The organism is Burkholderia pulmonis (assembly GCF_984667975.1).
The window spans coordinates 715,558-732,877 of record NZ_OZ480188.1 but is presented as its reverse complement, the minus strand read 5'-3'; the positions used below and the strand labels follow the sequence as shown (position 1 = coordinate 732,877).

At 72.5% G+C, this 17,320-nt stretch carries 2 protein-coding genes; both read left to right on the top strand.

The features are described 5' to 3' along the window. Positions 1 to 35: 35 nt before the first annotated feature. Entirely contained in the window at positions 36 to 3,284 is a 3,249-nt protein-coding gene (locus AC5LXK_RS34800; RefSeq protein ID WP_493394173.1) for a non-ribosomal peptide synthetase, read from the top strand. Further along, the gene (locus AC5LXK_RS34795) at positions 3,284 to 17,320 is read left to right on the top strand and encodes an amino acid adenylation domain-containing protein (RefSeq protein WP_493394172.1); all 14,037 of its coding nucleotides are present in this window, start codon (positions 3,284 to 3,286) and stop codon (positions 17,318 to 17,320) included. The genes AC5LXK_RS34800 and AC5LXK_RS34795 overlap by 1 nt, the downstream gene beginning before the upstream one ends.

The window sequence follows — 17,320 nt, the reverse complement described above, 5'->3', positions numbered from 1 at the left end:
CTTCACGTCCTTCATGCATCCAGACAGGGGCTACCATGCGTACCACTTCGCTTTCAGCCTATCAGTACCGCTTCTGGCTCGAGTGGCAGCTCAATCCGCACTCGTCGGCCTACACGACCGCGCTCGTTTACCGCCTGTCGGGTCCGCTCGATCGCGACGCGCTGCAGCGCGCGCTGGACGCGTTCGTCCACGAGCATGACGAAGGATGCCGCAGCACGTTCCGGATGGACGACGCCCGCGTGGTGCGGGACGTGCACGACCGGGTGACGGTCGCACTCGACTACCGCGACGCGCGGGCGGCGCCGGCGCTGGATGCCGCCGAGGCCGACGCCTGGATCGCCGCGCGCGCGGCGCACGTGTTCGCACTCGACCATTCGCCGCTGTTCCGCTTCGCGCTGCTGCGCGAGGAGGCCGATGCGCACCGGCTCGTGCTCGGCTTTCCGCACATCATCTCCGATGCGTTTTCGGCGGTGTACATCAACCAGCGGCTGACGGCGCTGTACAACCACGCGCTCGGCGCGGGCCCGGCGCCCGCCTGCACGGTGCGGGATCTCGGCGAGCAGCTCGCGTTCGAAGCCGCGTACCGTGCGTCGCCGCGCTATGACGAAGATCTGGCCTATTGGCTCGGCATGCTCGCGCATGCGCCGCTCGGGGTCGAGTTCGACGCGGCGGCTTCCGCAGGGCCGCGCGAGGGCCGCATCCACCGGATGCGCTTCGACGCGGACACCACGCGCCGGCTGCGCGCACGGGCCCGCGCGAGCCGGTCGACGCCGTTTCTCGTGCTGTCGAGCCTGTTCGCGATCGCGCTGGCCCGCTGGCAGGACGTGCGCGAGCTGGTCGTGACCTATCCCGTCAACATGCGTTCGCCGGGCTTTCGCGATGCCAGCGGATGCTTCGTGAACAACCTGCCGATGGGCTTTTCGCTGCGGCAGGGCGACACGTTCCACGACATCGTCGCGCGCACCACCGCACAGCGGGCGAACGGCAAGCGCCATCAGCAGCTGTCGCTGACCGACCTCGTGACGGCGCTGCGGCGCACGCGTTCGCTGGCCGATACGCCCGTGTTCAATGTCGGCGTGACGGAGGCGTTCTTCGTGCAGGATGCGCCGCTCGCATTCCACGACGTGCAGGCGGAATTGCTGCCGGTGGTTGCCGCCGAGCGGCCGTTCGACCTGAACTTCGCCTATCAGTTGACGCCCGACGCCCTGCACGTGAATCTCGAATACGACACCGGCTGCCTGCCGCCGGCGCGGATCGGGGAGTTCGCCGCGCGCTTCGGCCGGCTGCTGCGCGCGTACCTGAGCGACGATGCGCAGCCGGTGCTCGCGGTCGACCTGCTGGCGCCCGAGCAGCGCGCGCGGCTCGCCCAATACTGGCACGGGCCCGCGCGCCCGCTCGACGCGACCGACTGGCCGTCCCGCTTCGCCGCGCAGTGCGCCGCGACGCCGGATGCGCCGGCCGTCCGGTTCGGCGCGGAGCAACTGACCTACCGTGAACTGGATGCGCTGTCGGCCCGGCTGGCGGGCTTTCTCGCGGCGCGCGGCGTGACGCCGGGGGCCCTCGTCGGGCTGTGCTGCGAGCGCTCGACGGAGATGGTGCTGGCGATCCTCGCGGTGATGCGCGCGGGCGCGGCCTACGTGCCGCTCGATCCCGCCGCGCCGCCGGACCGGCTGCGGCGCATCGTCGACGATGCGGGGCTCGCGCTGCTGCTCACGCAGCGGCACCTGCTGGCGCACCTGCCCGCCGGGCCGGTCGCGCGGCACGTGCTGGACGAGCGCGCGACCTGGCTGGCCGCCGAGCCGCTGCCGCAGCAACGCATTCACCCGGACGGGATCGCATACGTGATCTATACGTCCGGCTCCACCGGCACGCCGAAGGGCGTCGCCAACACGCATCGCGCGCTGGTCAACCGGCTCGACTGGCACGGCACGCTGCTCGGCGGTGCCGCGCCGGTGCGCGTGCTGCAGAAGACGCCGTACTTCTTCGACGTGTCGGTCTGGGAATTCCTGTGGACGTTGCAGAGCGGGCATGCGCTGGTGATCGCGCCGCCCGAACTGCACAAGGATCCGGCCGGGCTGGCCGTGTTGCTGCGCGACGCGCGCATCGCGGTCGCGCACTTCGTGCCGTCGATGCTGAATGCGTTTATGGACGCGGTGCCCGGGCAGGTCTTCCCGGATCTCGCGCTGGTCGTGTGCAGCGGCGAGGCGCTGCTCGCCGAACAGGCCGAGCGCTTCCACCGGCTGCTGCCGGGCGTGCGGCTCGCCAACCTGTACGGGCCGACCGAGGCGGCGATCGACGTGACCGTGTGGCATTGCGCGCCGGGCGACGCCCATGCGCGCGCCGGCGTGCCGATCGGCCGGCCGATCGACAACGTGTCGCTGTACGTGCTGGACGCCGGCCTCGAGCCGTGCCCGCCCGGCACGGCGGGCGAACTGTACATCGGCGGCGCGGGGCTTGCGCAAGGGTACGTCGGCCGCCCGGACCTCACCGCGGCGAGCTTCGTGCCCGATCCGTACGCGGGCCGTCCGGGCGCGCGCATGTACCGCACCGGTGATGTCGCGACGTTCGGCGAGCACGGCGAGCTGCATTACCTCGGCCGGCGCGACGAGCAGGTCAAGCTCAACGGCAACCGGATCGAGCTGCGCGAGATCGAGGCATGCCTGCTGGCGCTGCCGGGCATCGCGCAGTGCGCGGTGGTGCCGGTGCGCGTGCAGGGGCGCGTGCGGCTGCTGCACGCGTTCGTCGAGCCGGCGGAAGGATGGGACCGCTGGCCGGCGGACGCGCTGCACGCGGAGCTGGCCCAGCGGCTGCCCGACGCGATGCGTCCGGCGCGCATCGACGTGGTGGAGCGCATCGCGCTGCTGCCCGCCGGCAAGATCGACCGCAAGCGTCTGTCCCAGCTCGCCGGCGCGGCGCTCGAGACGCGCGCACGCGGCGCCGATGCGCGCGCGAAGACGCCGTTCCAGGCCGAGGTCGCCGCCGAGTGGTCGGTCGTGCTGGACATCGCCGACATCGGGCCGGACGACCATTTCTTCATGCTCGGCGGCAGCTCCGTGCAGGCGATCCAGTTGATCGGGCGTCTCAATGCCCGCTACGGGCTGCTGCTGTCGCCGCCGCTGCTGTTCGGCGCGCCGCAGCTCGACCGGTTCAGCGCGCAGGTGCTGGTGGCGCTCGGCCAGAAGGCCCAGCAGGAGGATTGCCTCGAAGCGCTGCTCGATCGCCTCGCGCCGGACGACATGGACGAACTACTCACAGTGTTTTCATCGTCGGGAGAGCTGGTTTGATGTCGCATAACGATTCCACCGAAAACAAGCGTCGCCAGTTGCTCGAAGCGTTCGGCAGGCAACGTGGCGCGGGCAGCCGCGACGCGATCACCCGCCAGGCGCGGCCGGCGGACCTGCCTGCGTCGGCGGAGCAGTTGCGGATGTGGGTGCAGATGGCGATCAGCGGTGGCGCCGGCCATTTTCACGTGCCGCACGTGCTGGAGATCGCGGGCACGCTCGACGAAGCGGCCTTGCGGGCGGCGCTGTGCGACGTGGTCGCGCGGCACGAGGCGCTGCGCACGACATTCGACGAGCGCGACGGCACCCTGTACCAGCGCGTGCATGCCGGGCTCGAGCCGTCGCTGCCGGTGCATCGTCACGCGGCGGACGTGGCCGACGCGGAGATCGCCCGCGCGATCACGGCCGAAATCGCGCAGCCGTTCGACCTCGCGCACGGGCCGTTGCTGCGCGTGTCGCTGCATCGTCTCGGCGACGCCCGGCAGATTCTCGTGCTGACCGCCCATCACCTGATCGTCGACGGATGGTCGCTGGAACTGATGCTGGCCGACTGGTGGTCGGCCTACGCGGCGCGGCTTGCGGGCAGCGCGTGTGCGCCGCCGGCCGACGACGCGCCGCACTATGCGGACTATGCGCTGTGGCAGCAGGTGCGCAGCGCCGAGGACAGCGCGCCGAGCCTTGCGTACTGGCAGGGCCGGCTGGCGGGCGCGACGACGCTCGAATTGCCGTTCGCGCTGCCGCGTCCGTCGCGGCGCGCGCACGACGGCGAACTGGCGTTCTTCGCGATTCCCGCCGCCGTGCGCGCGCGGGCCGAGGCGCTGGCGCGGCGGCAGGGCGGCACGCTGTTCACGGTGATGCTGGCCGCGTGGCGGTGCCTGCTTGGCGACTACGCCGGCCAGGACGACTTCTGCATCGGCACGACCGCGGCGAACCGCGTGCATCCGGGCAGCGAGCGCATCGTCGGCTTCTTCGCGAACCTGCTCGCGTTGCGCACCGCGCGGCAAGGCTGCGCCACGTTCGCCGCGCTGGTCGAGCGCGAGCGCGACACCGTCGCCGACGCATTGCGGCACCAGGCGGTGTCGTTCGACCAGGTGGTCGAGCAGGTCGGCGTCGCGCGCGATTCCGCGCGCAGCCCGCTGTTCCAGGTCAACTTCGTGCTGCAGGACACGAAAGGCGCGGTGCCCGGCGCCGCCGAGCCGACGCCCGCCGGGATGCCGGCGATGACGGTGCGCGACGACCTGTACCGCTACGCGCAGTTCGACCTCACGCTGTTCGCCGAGCTGCGGTCCGACGGCGTGCATTGCTGCACGGTGTTCCGCACCGACCTGTTCGAGGCCGCCGATGTCGAGCGGCTGTCGCGTACCTATGTGCAGTACCTCGACGCGCTGACCGCGCAGCCGGACGCGCCGTTCGGCACGCTCGCGCGCGGCGACGCGCCCGCGCTCGACGCGCTGCGCGGCTGGCAGAGCCGGCCGCTCGGGCAGCCGCTGCCCGACTCGATCGGCGCGGTGATCGACGCGCTCGCGCGGCAGCATCCGGGCCGCACGGCGATCCGTCACGGCGACGCGACGCTCGACTACGACGCGCTGAACACGCGCGCGAACCGGCTGGCGGATCACTTGCGCGATCTCGGCGTGTCGCCGGGCTCGACCGTCGGCCTGTGCCTCGAGCCGGGTGCGGAGCTGATCGTCGCGATGCTGGCGGTGCTCAACGCGGGCTGCGCGTATGTGCCGCTCGACAGCCGCTATCCGGCGGACCGGCTGCGATTCCTGATCGACGACAGCCTGGCGAGCGTGATCGTCACGCGCGAGGACGTGGTGGCGCGCACCGATGCGCTGCGCGACGGCTATCTCAACCTGATCGTCCTCGAGGAGCACGACGACGAGATCGCCGCTCGCGACGGCGCATTCGTCGCGAGCGGGCTGCCGGCGCAGATGCCGGCGTACCTGATGTACACGTCGGGCACGACCGATCGTCCGAAGGGCGTCATCGTGCCGCAACAGGCGATCCTGCGGCTCGCGTACCGGCCGGCCTATCTCGACGTGACGCCGGACGACGTGTTCCTGCAGTTCGCGCCGACCGCGTTCGACGCGTCGACCTTCGAGATCTGGACCGCGCTGCTGAACGGCGCATCGCTCGTCGTGCCGGCCGGGCGCGACGCATCGCTGGACCAGCTCGGGCCGCTGCTGACCGATGCGGGCGTGACGATTCTGTGGCTGACGAGCGGCCTGTTCGCGGCGATGGTCGATCACGCGCCGGACGCGTTGCGGCGGTTGCGCTACCTCGTCTGCGGCGGCGACGTGCTGTCGCTGCCGCATGTGGCGCGCGCCCGCGCGCTGCTGGAGCACGGGCAGGTCGTGAACGGCTACGGGCCGACCGAGACCACGACGTTCGCAACCGCGTACCCGGTGCGCGGCGCGCTGGCGGCGGGGCGCCCGGTGCCGATCGGCATGCCGATCCAGGGCACGTCGGTGTACGTGCTCGACGACGACCTGAATCCGTTGCCGGCCGGCGCGGCGGGCGACATCTACATCGCGGGGCCCGGCGTCGCGCACGGCTACGCGAACCGGCCGGACCTGACCGCGGCCGCGTTCGTGCCCGATCCCTACAGCGGCGAGCCGGGCGCCCGCATGTACCGCAGCGGCGACGTCGGCTACTGGGCGCATGACGGCGCGCTGCATTACCTCGGCCGGCGCGACCGGCAGGTGAAGCTGCGCGGCTACCGGATCGAGCCCGCGGAAATCGAGGCGGCGCTGGTCGCGTGCCGGGGCGTGCAGGCCGCCGTCGTGACGATCGACGCGACCGCGCAGGGCGACAAGCAACTCGTCGCGTACTGGACCGCAAGCCCGGACACGGGCGCGGACGCGCCGGACGAAGCCGGCCTGCGCGCGCAATTGCGGGCGTCGCTGCCCGATCATCTGGTGCCGGCGCGCTTCCACCGGGTGCCGCACATTCCGCTGACGGCGAACGGCAAGGTGGACCGGGCCGCGCTCGCGCAGCTCGCGCCCGTGCAGGCGGCCGCCGAAACGGCGCCCGAGACGCTGACCGACACGCAGCGCATGCTGCGCGCGCTGTGGGAAGACGTGCTCAGCCGCAGCGGGTTCGGCCTCGACGACGGCTTCTTCGATCTCGGCGGCGATTCGCTGCTGGCGATCCGGCTGAAGGCGCAGGCGCAGCGCCAGGGGCTCGAATTCGAGATCCAGGACCTGTTCGTCCACCAGAGCGTGCGTACGCTGGGCGAGCACATCGAGCGGCAGCGCGGCGCGGGCGCAGGCGAGGGCACCGGTGCCGGCGCGCCGGCCGAGGCCACCGTACCGCGGCCGCCGCTGACGAGCGAAGCGGACCGCGCGCGGTTGCCGGCCGGCGTCGTCGACGCGTATCCGCTCAGCCGCCTGCAACTGGGGATGCTCTATCACAGCCTGCGGCACGAGCACTCGAGCCTGTACCACGACGTGATCGGCTACGAGGTTGCGTATGCGTACGACGAAGCCTGCGTCGCGCACGCGCTCGGCCGGCTGTCGGCGCGTCATCCGGCGTTGCGCACCGCGCTGCGGATGGAGGGATTCAGCGTGCCGCTGCAGCTCGTGTTCGACACGGCGCGCATTCCGCTGGCGGTCACCGACCTGACCGCGCTGGACGCGGCGGCGCAGGCCGACCGGATCGCCGCGTTCATGGACGGCGAGCGGTTCGCCGCGTTCGACATCGCCGCTGCACCGCTGTTTCGCTGCTTCGTGTTCAAGCTGGCGGCGCAGCGCTTCAAGCTGGTGTGGAGCTTCCATCACGCGATGCTCGACGGCTGGAGCGAGGCCGCGCTGACCACCGAATTCATCCGGCTCTACACGTCGGGCCTGGCGGGCCGGCAGAACCTGCAGAACGACGGCCCGGCGGACGAGCCGGTGCAGGCCGGCTACCGCGATTTCATCGAACTCGAACAGGCCGCGCTCGCCGATCCGGCCCAGCGCGATTTCTGGCGTGGCCAGCTCGACGGCGCGCAGGCGCTGTCGCTGCGCCGCGCGCCGCTGCCGGGCGACGCAGCGGACGAGCGTGTGGATTATCTGGAAGTCGACGTCTCCGCCGAACTGGAGGCGGCGCTGCGGGCGCTCGCGCGCGACGCGAACGTGCCGCTCAAGAGCGTGCTGCTCGCTGCCCACCTGCGCGCGCTGCAGGCACTGAGCGGGCGCCGCGACGTGCTGACGTCGATGGTGACGCACGTGCGGCCCGAGACCGAGCACGCGGAGCGCGCGGTCGGGCTGTTCCTGAATTCGGTGCCGGTGCGCGCGGCGCTCGATGGCGAAACGTCGCCGGTCGCGCAGGTGCGGCAGGTATTCGAGATCGAGTCGGGCATTTTCCGGCACCGCTTTTATCCGTCGCAGCAGATCCGGCAGGACAACGGCGGGATCGATCTGGGTGAGGTGCTGTTCAATTTCACGAGTTTCCACGTGCTGCGCGAGCTGGACGACGCAGACGTGCGGATGCTGGCGGGCCGGGACGGCCATGCGGTCAACAGCTTTCCGGTGCAGGTCGATTTCTCGGTCTCCGCGAGCGACCAGCGGTTGCGCTGCATCGTCGGCTTCCGGGCCGACAGCCTGCGGCGCGCCGATGCGGAAGACATCGCGCACGCGCAGCACGAAGCGCTGCGCCGGCTTGCCGGCATGCCGGCGACGACGTGGCTGCTGCCTGCCGCGCGCGCGCGGCTCGACGACTGGGCCACGCCGACACCGGGGCTGCCGGTGGGCGCAAGCGTTGGCGAGCGCCTCGCCGCGTGCGCGGCTGCCGCGCCGGACGCCGTTGCGCTGATCGACGACACGGGCGAGACGACCTATGCGGCGTTGCTCGAACAGTGCGACCGGCGCGTGTCGGCGCTCACCACGCTGGGCGTGCGGCAGGGCGACGTCGTCGCGGTGTGCGCGGGCCGTACGGCGGCGACGCTGCACACCGTGCTCGCGCTGTTCCGGATCGGTGCCGTGTATCTGCCGCTCGATCCCGCGTTGCCGGAAGCGCGCCATCGCTTCATGGTGGACGACGCGCGCCCGGTGGCGATCGTCGGCGATGCGGCCGCGCCCGACTGCCTGCGCGCGTGCGGCGTGCGATTCGTCGAGCACGCGGCGCTGGCCGAAGCGGGCCCGGCTGCGTTGGCCGCCGCGCCGCGCGTCAGCGCCGGCGACCCGGCCTACATTCTCTATACGTCCGGCTCGACCGGCACGCCGAAGGGTGTGCTGTGCCGCCAGGAAGGCATCCTCGCGCTGTTCGATGCGCTCGCGCACACCTATCCGCTGGCCGCGGGCGACCGCGTGCTGTGGAAGACCGCGCAATCGTTCGACGTTTCGCTCACCGAAATGCTGTGGCCGTTGATGAAGGGCGCCGCGATCGTGATCGCGCGGCCGGATGGCCAGTACGATCCGCGCTACCTGCAGCGCGCGATCGAGCAGCATCGCGTGACGGTGGTCAATTTCGTGCCGTCGATGCTGCACCTGTTCCTGCAGGCGCTCGACGCCGGCGCGGCGAGCCCGCTGCGTGCGGTGTTCGCCGCCGGCGAGCCGCTGCTGCCCGCGACCGTCGAACTGGCGGCGCGCGTGCTGCCGCATGCGCCGCTGTTCAACGCATACGGCCCGACCGAGGCCAGCATCTACGCAACCGTGTGGCGCTGCGCGAGCGGCCCGGTGCTGATCGGCCGCGCGGTGGGCGACGTCGGCACGCATATCCTCGCGCCCGATCTCGCGAGGCTGCCGATCGGCGTGACCGGCGAGCTTTACCTGTCCGGGCGCGCGCTGGCGTCGGGCTACCTGAACCGGCCCGAACTGAGCGCGGAGCGCTTCGTGCCGAACCCGTATGCGACGGGCGATGCGGATCGCGTGCTGTATCGCACCGGCGACCTGGCCCGCTTCGACCGGCACGGCGACATCGAATTCGTGGGCCGCGACGACCAGCAGGTCAAGGTGCGCGGCTTCCGCATCGAGACGGGCGAGGTCGAATCGGTACTGGGCCGCCATCCGGGCGTCGCCAAAGTCGCGGTGCTGGCGCGTTCGGGCAGCGCGGGCGCCGTGCTCTGCGCGTTCGTGCAGGCGGCGGGGGCGCTGCCGGACGGCGCGCTGAAGGCGCATGCGCAACAGGCGCTGCCGCCGTACATGGTGCCCGACCGGATCGTCGTGCTCGACGCGATGCCGATGACCGGCAGCGGCAAGATCGATCGCCTCGGGCTGGCCGACTGGCCGCTCGATGCGGCGAGCCCCCACGACCATGCCGGCCGGGCGAACCCCGCGCGTCGCGCACCTGGCGACGCGGAGGCCGCGGTCGCGGCGATCTGGCGCGACGTGCTCGGCCACGCGGAGATCGATCCGGACACCAACTTCTTCGACGCCGGCGGCCACTCGCTCGCGCTGATCCAGTGCCAGGCGCGGCTTCGCAGCGAGTTCGGCCGCGACGTCGACATCGATCACCTGTTCCGCTACACGACGATTCGCACGCTGGCCGACTGGCTGTCCGCCTCCGGCGAACCGTCGGCCGACGCGGGCGGCGCGGATGCGGCCGCACGCGCGTCGCAGGTCGACAGCCGCGACGTCGCGATCATCGGGATGAGCGCGGCCGTTTCGGGTGCGGACGATGTCGAGCAGTTCTGGCGCATGCTGCTCACGGGCGAGGACGGCATCACCCGGCTCGACGACGCGCAGCTGCGCGCGCTCGGCGTGCCGGACGACCTGCTCGGCAATCCGCGCTTCGTCGCCGCGCGCGGATTGATTCGTGATCCGGACTGTTTCGACGCGGCCTTCTTCGGCTATACGCCGCGCGAAGCCGAGATCATGGATCCGCAGCAGCGCAAGCTGATGGAGGAAAGCTACCGCGCGCTCGAGGACGCGGGTTACGCCGGGCCCGGGCCCGGGCCCGCGCGCGACGTGGGCGTCTACGTCGGCGTGGGCGCGAGCCAGTATCTCGCGAACCACGTGCTCGGCAATCGCGATGCGGTCGACGCGCTCGGGCTGTACCAGATCAACGTGCTGAACCAGCCCGCGACGCAGATTGCCTACCGGCTGAACCTCACCGGCCCCGCGATCACGTTGAACACCGCATGCTCGACGTCGCTGGTCGCGCTGCACATGGCCGCGCGCGCGGTCGCGCAGGGCGACTGCGAACTCGCGCTCGCGGGCGCGGCGTCGATCGGCGTCGACGGCGTACCGGGCTACCTGCACCGCACCGGCGGAATCTTTTCCGCGGACGGCTACTGCCGCGCGTTCGACGCGGCCGCGAGCGGCACCGTCGAGGGCAGCGGCGCGGGGGCCGTGGTGCTGAAGCGGCTCGATCTCGCGCGCCGCGACGGCGATCACGTGTATGCAGTCGTCATGGGTTCCGCGATCAACAACGACGGCCATGACAAGGCCGGCTACACCGCGCCGAGCCCGGCGGGCCAGGCACGGGTGATCCGTGCCGCGCTGGCGGACGCGGGCGTGGACGCCGCGTCGGTCGGCTATGTCGAGACGCACGGCACCGGCACGCTGCTCGGCGACCCGATCGAAATGGCCGCGCTGAAGGCGACCTACGGACAGCATCCGGCCCGCACGCCGCGCCTGCTCGGCGCGGTCAAGACGAGCGTCGGGCACCTGGACAGCGCAGCGGGGCTCGCGGGCGTGATCAAGGCGGCGCTCGCGCTCGAACGCGGCAAGGTACCGGGCACGCTGCACTTCGACGCGCCCAACCCGCTGCTCGAACTCGACGATGCGGCCTTCCGCATCACGGCGGAAGCGGCCGACTGGCCGGACGATGGCGCGCCGCGCCGCGCGGCCGTCAGTTCGTTCGGCATCGGCGGGACCAATGCGCACGTGATCCTGGAAGCCGCGGCGCCCGAGGCGGACACGCCGACGGCCGCCGCCGCGCATTGCCTGCGGCTGTCGGCCGCCACGCCGGACGGCCTGCGGCGCGCGGCGGACAGCCTCGCCGCCGCGCTGCGCCGCCACCCGGAATGGGCGCTGGCCGACGTCGCGCATACGCTGCAGGTCGCCCGACAGGACCACGCGTGCCGCGCGTTCGTGGTGGCCGAGTCGCGCGACACGGCGCTCGACGCGCTCGCGGCGGGCGTGTTGCCGGCCGCCGACGACGCGCCGCACGCGCGCCCGGTGATTTTCCTGTTCACCGGGCAGGGCGCGCAGGCCGCCGGGATGGCGCGCGACCTGCATCGCGAGAATCCGGTGTTCCGCGCGGCGCTGGACCAGGTGTGCGGGCGATTCGCGAGTGCGGCCGGGCTCGCGCTCGAACCTTACCTGCTGGGCGACGCGAGTACGACCGACACGGCGCTGGTGCAGCCGCTGCTGTTCGCGTACGAGTACGCGCTGTATCAGGCATGGGCTGCGCTGGGCGTGACGCCGGACTACCTGATCGGCCACAGCCTCGGCGAACTGGTCGCCGCGTGCTGCGCGGGCGTGTTCTCGCTCGACGAGGCGGTCGGCTTCGTGGCGGCGCGCGCCGCGGCGATGCAGGCGCAGCCGGCCGGCGCGATGCTGTCGGTATCGATCGCGGAGGACGAGCTGGCCGCGCAACTGCCGCCGACGCTGGCCATGGCGGCGGTCAACGGGCCGCTGCAATGCGTGGTGTCCGGCCCGGTGGACGCGGTCGACCGGTTCGCGGCACACCTGCGCGACATGGGTATCGCGCATGCGCGGCTCGCGTCGTCGCATGCGTTCCATTCGCCGATGATGACGGACGCGGCAGCGCGCGTGCACGCGCATGCGGCGACGATGACGCTGCACGCGCCGCGCATCCCGTTGATCTCCAACCTCGACGGCACGCAGCTGGATGCGCAGCGCGCCACCGATCCGGCGTACTGGGCCGCGCACGTGCTCGGCACCGTGCGCTTCTCGGCGGGCGTCCGGACGCTGGCGGCGCTGGGCGACGCGCTGTGGGTCGAGATCGGGCCGCGCGACGTGCTGGCGGCGCTGGTGCGCGGACATCGCTGCGCGCCGGCCGACGCGGTGCTGGCGAGCTTCACGGAGCGCACGCCGCGCACGATGGCGACCCTGCTTGCCGGATATGGGCGGCTGTGGGCGAAGGGCGCGCGTCTGACACGCCGCGACGCGTACGCGCACGAGCGCCGCAAGCGCCTGCCGTTGCCGGGCTATCCGTTCGAGCGGACACGTCACTGGCTGCCGGCACAGCAGGGCGGCGCGATCGGGCGCGCACAGTCGGCGGCGCTCGCGCCGGTTGTTGCATCGGTTGCCGTACCGGACGCTGCCGACACCGCGCCCGCCGCACGGGTTGAAACGGATGACGTGCGGCGCGCATTGACGCGCATCTGGACCGAGTGCCTCGGCCACGAGCGGATCACGCCGACCGACGATTTCTTCGAGCTGGGCGGCGATTCGCTGCTGGCCGGGCGCGTGCTCACGCGGATTCACGAGCGGCTGAATGCGGAGCTGACGCTCGAGGCGTTCTTCAGCGCGCCGACGATCGACGGGCTGGCCCGCACGATTCGTGCGCAGGCCGAGCCGGCGCAATCCGCCGTGCAGGCGGCAACGCCGCCGGACGGCCCGCCGGCCGCCGGGCCGCGCCGTGCGCCGATGTCGTTCCAGCAGCGCCGGCTGTGGACGCTCGAACGGCTCGGGATGGGCGGTTCGGTTTTCCACCTGCCGCAATGCCTGCATCTGCACGGCGACGTCGACCGCGCTGCGCTGCACGCGGCGCTTGCCGGCCTGGTCGCACGCCATCCGGTGCTGCGCACGTCGTTTCACGAGGGGCCGGACGGCGGCGGCGAGCAGCACGTGCATGCCGACGCGGCGGTCGCGCTGTCGGTCCATGCGTACGCAGGCGGCACGGACGACGCGCTGCGTGCGTTCATCGCGCAGCACCGCGATGCGTTGCGGGCTGAGCCGTTCGATCTCGCGCGGCCGCCGCTGTTTCGCGCGCGGCTGCTCGAACTCGGGCCGCGCCGTGCGTGCCTGCTGATGTCGTTCCATCACATCGTCGTCGATGGCTGGTCGTTCCGGCTGATCGCGCAGGATCTCGCGTCGCTGTACGGCGACGCGAGCCAGGGGCGCGCGCCGGATACCGCGCCGCCCGCGTGGGATTACGCGAACTACAGCGAGGAGCAGGCCGCGCGGTTCGCCGCCGGACACGGCGCGGCGCACGAGGCGTTCTGGGCGCACCTGGACGGCGCGCCGGTGCTCGATCTCGGCGGCGACCGGCGCCGCGCACGCACGCCGGGGCGCCTCGCGCACAGCGGCCGCGTCGCGGTGGACGCCGGGCGCGCAGGACAGGTCGACGCGCTGGCGCGGCGCTTGCGGACGACACCGTACGTCGTGTTCCTGTCCGCGTTCCTGCTGATGCTGTCGCGGCGCACCGGCCAGCGCGACCTGGTGGTCGGCTCGCCGGTCGCCAACCGCGCGTCGAGCCGCACCGAAGGACTCGTCGGCTTCTTCGTCAACCTGCTCGCGCTGCGTGTGGCATTTCCGGCAACCAGCAGCACACGGGCATGGATCGAGCAGGTACGCGACTGCGTGATGGCCGCGCATGCACATCAGGACTATCCGTTCGACAAGCTGGTCGAGCGCTTCGCGGGCCCGCGCGACACGTCGCTGACGCCGCTGTTCCAGGTGGTGTTCTCGATGCAGGAGGCGCCGGTTCGCAACGTGCGGATCGGCGCGCTGGACGTCGCGTTCGAGGACACGCCGGAAACGGAAACCGAATACGACCTGACGATGAACCTGCATCGCGACGGCGCGGGTTACGGCGGCGTGCTGCTGACGCGCGACGGCGCGCTGAAGCAGGGCGAGGCGGACGAGGTGGTCGAACAGTTCCGCGCGGCGCTGGACCTGCTGCTGACGCTGCCGGACGATGCGCCGCTGGGCGACGCGGGCGTGCTGTCGGCCGCGCAGCGGCAGGCATGGCAGGCGGCGTCCGGAGCGGCCGACGCGCGTGCGTGGGCGGCGTCCGACCTCGTGTCGCTGCTGTCGGGCACGCTCGCGGCCGGCAACGCCGCGCCGGCGGTGGCGACCGCGCACGAGACGCTCAGTTACGCGGCGTTGCAGGCCCGGGTGGACCAGGTTGCGGGCGCACTGCACACGCACGGCGTCCGCACCGGCGACCGTGTCGCGCTGTGCTTGCCGACGGGGCTCGACGCCCTGGTGGCGCTGCTCGGTGTGCTGCGCGCCGGGGCGACCTACCTGCCGCTCGATCCCGCCGCGCCGGCCGCGCGGCAGCACGCGATCCTGTCGCAAGCGGCGCCGGTGCTGCTCGTGCACGACGCCGCAGCGGCATCGCCGGTGTGGCCCGGGTGCGCGGCGGTCGCGTTCGCCGCGCTGGGCGATGCGCCCGCCGGCGCGCTGCCCGTATCCATCGATCCGCAGCAGGCCGCCTATACGCTGTTCACGTCCGGCTCGACCGGTATGCCGAAGGGCGTCGACGTCAGCCATCGGGCGGCCGCGCACAAGATCCAGGCGCTGTGCGCCGCATATCGCATGACGGCCGACGACCGGGTCGTGCAGTTCTCGTCGCTCGTGTTCGACGTGTCGATCGAGGAGATCTTCACGACGCTGTCCACCGGCGCCTGCCTGCTGCTGCTCGACCGCGCGGCATGGCCGACGCTCGGTGCGTTCAGCGGCCTGCTCGACGCGCAGCGCGCGACGGTGCTCAACCTGCCCGCGTCGTTCTGGCGCGAGTGGGTGCGTGCGATCCGGCTCGGCGAGGCCGCGCTGCCGGCGCAGTTGCGTCTGGTCGTGACGGGCAGCGAGACGGTGCCGCTCGCGGCGGTACAGGCATGGCGCGCCGTGACGGGCGGCCGTGTGGCGCTGATGAACGCATATGGGCTGACGGAAAGCGTGATCACGTCCGTCGTGCACGACGTGCCGGCCGAGGCGCGTGCGGACGAACGCGACGTGCCGATCGGCACGCCGCTGCCGGGCACCACGGCCTATGTGCTCGACAAGCACCTGCAGCCGGTGCCGCCGCTGTGTCGCGGCGAGCTCTACCTGGGCGGCAACGCGCTCGCGAGCGGCTACCCGGGCCGGCCGGGGCAAACCGCCGCGGCCTTCCTGCCCGATCCGTTCGCGGGGCAGCCGGGTGCGCGCATGTACCGCACCGGCGACCTCGTGCGTCGCGACGCGGAGGGTGCGCTGGTCTACCTTGGCCGGAGCGATCGCCAGATCAAGGTGCGCGGGGTTCGCGTCGACCTGGCTGAAGTCGAGGCGCTGCTGCTCGAACAGGACGGCGTGCACGAGGCCGCGGTGCGGCTGTCGGGCGGGCACGACACGCTGGCGCCGCGCCTGGAGGCGTTCATCGTCGTCGGCTCCGATGCGTCAGGCGCGCCGGAAACGCCGCGCGACGCGTCGCGCGAGCGGCTGCGCGCGCTGCGCCGCGTCGCGCCGGCGCATCTGGTGCCGCATGCGCTGGCCATCGTGCCGTCGCTGCCCAAGACGTCCGGCGACAAGATCGACCGCCAGTGGGTGTCGACGGCGGAGCTGCCGGACGAGGCCGCGGACGGCGACGAAACGCCGCCGCTGCGCGCGTTGCTGACGGTGCTGCGCGACGTGCTGCGGCTGGAGCGGATCGGCCGGGACGACAACTACTTCGGGTTGGGCGGCGATTCCATTCTGGTACTGCGGGCCGTCGCGCAACTGAACCGGGCGGGCTGGACGGTCGATCCGCAGGATTTCTTCGCCAGCCCGACCCTCGCGGACCTGGCCGATTGCCTGCGGCCGCTGGCGGCGCGACCGGAGACGGACGATGTGTCCGGGTTCCCGTTGACGCCGTATCAACGCCGCGTGTTGCAGCGCCCGAACGCACATCACTGGAACCGCTCGTTGCTCGTTCAGGCCGCGCAGCCGCTCGACGCCGACGCGCTGCTGGCGGCGTTCGGTTCGCTGCTCGACGCACACCCGGGGCTGCGCTGCGTATTCGACCGCGACGCGCTGGCGGGCCGCATTGCGCCTGCGGACTCGGACGCCGCGCAGCGCTGCTTCAGCCGCCACGACCTCGGCTCGGCAGACGAGGCGGCGCGCTTCATCGTCGCGCACAGCACGACGCTGCAGCAGGGCTTCGATCTGGCGCACGGGCCGCTGGTCCGCCTCGCGCACTACCGGTGCGGCGCGGCCGGTGACCGGCTGCTGCTCGTCGTGCACGGGCTGGTGGCGGACAGCCATGGCTGGGCGGTGCTGCTGGACGATCTGGCCAACGCGTATGCGGCGCATGCGAACGGCCGGATGCCGGCACTGGCCGCGCCGACGCCGGCGTACCCGGCCTATCTTCGCGCGCTGGACGCACGCATTGCCGTCGCGCGGCAGGCGGGCGAAACCGCCGCGTACTTCGCGCCGATGGCGGCCAACGTCGCGCTGCCGCGGGATCGGCACGCGGAACCCGGCGAGAACGCCGAGGCCGGCCAGCAGGTCGTGCGCGACCGGCTGACGGGCGCCGCCGCGCGACGGTTGCTGGCCGTCGTGCCGCAGCGCCTGCGCGTGAAGGCCGCCACCGTCGCGATTGCGGCGGCCGCGCGTGCGCTGACCGACTGGGCAGGCGGCGCGGTGGTCGCCGATCTCGGCCGGCACGGTCGCGACTGGCTCGACGACGGGCCGGCGGTCGAGCGCGCGCTCGGCTGCTTCGTCTGCGACGTGCCGCTGCTGCTGCCGCATCACGCCGGCGTGTCGAGCGTCGCGGCGCTGCGCGAGTGGGAGGCCGTGCTTGCCGCGCTGCCGCCGGCCGCGCTGGGCGGCGCGGACGTGCCGCCGCCCGCCGGTATCGCCCCCGATGCGTGGCAGCGCTGCGTACAGCCGCAGGTCAGCGTCGATTTCGTGTCGGCGGCCGCCGCACGCCCGTCCGCGTGGTTCTCCGCTGCCACCGAGGCGGTGGGCGCGGACCGCGCGGCGACCGACGAACGCTCGCACCTGCTGAACCTCGTCTGCGTCGCGGGCGACGGCGAACTCGCGTTCGAGTGCCGTTACAGCGACGCCGTGCACATGCGCGCCACCGCCGAACAGTTGCTGCACCGGTGGCGCGAGCACATGGAGGCCGCGCTCGCGCATGTCGCCGACGCCGCCGTTCCCGTAGTCGAACACGATCATTCCTGA

Coding starts and splice junctions, on each gene's coding strand:
- AC5LXK_RS34800 (WP_493394173.1), top strand. CDS start 36: ATGCGTACCACTTCGCTTTCAGCCTATCAGTACCGCTTCTGGCTCGAG.
- AC5LXK_RS34795 (WP_493394172.1), top strand. CDS start 3,284: ATGTCGCATAACGATTCCACCGAAAACAAGCGTCGCCAGTTGCTCGAA.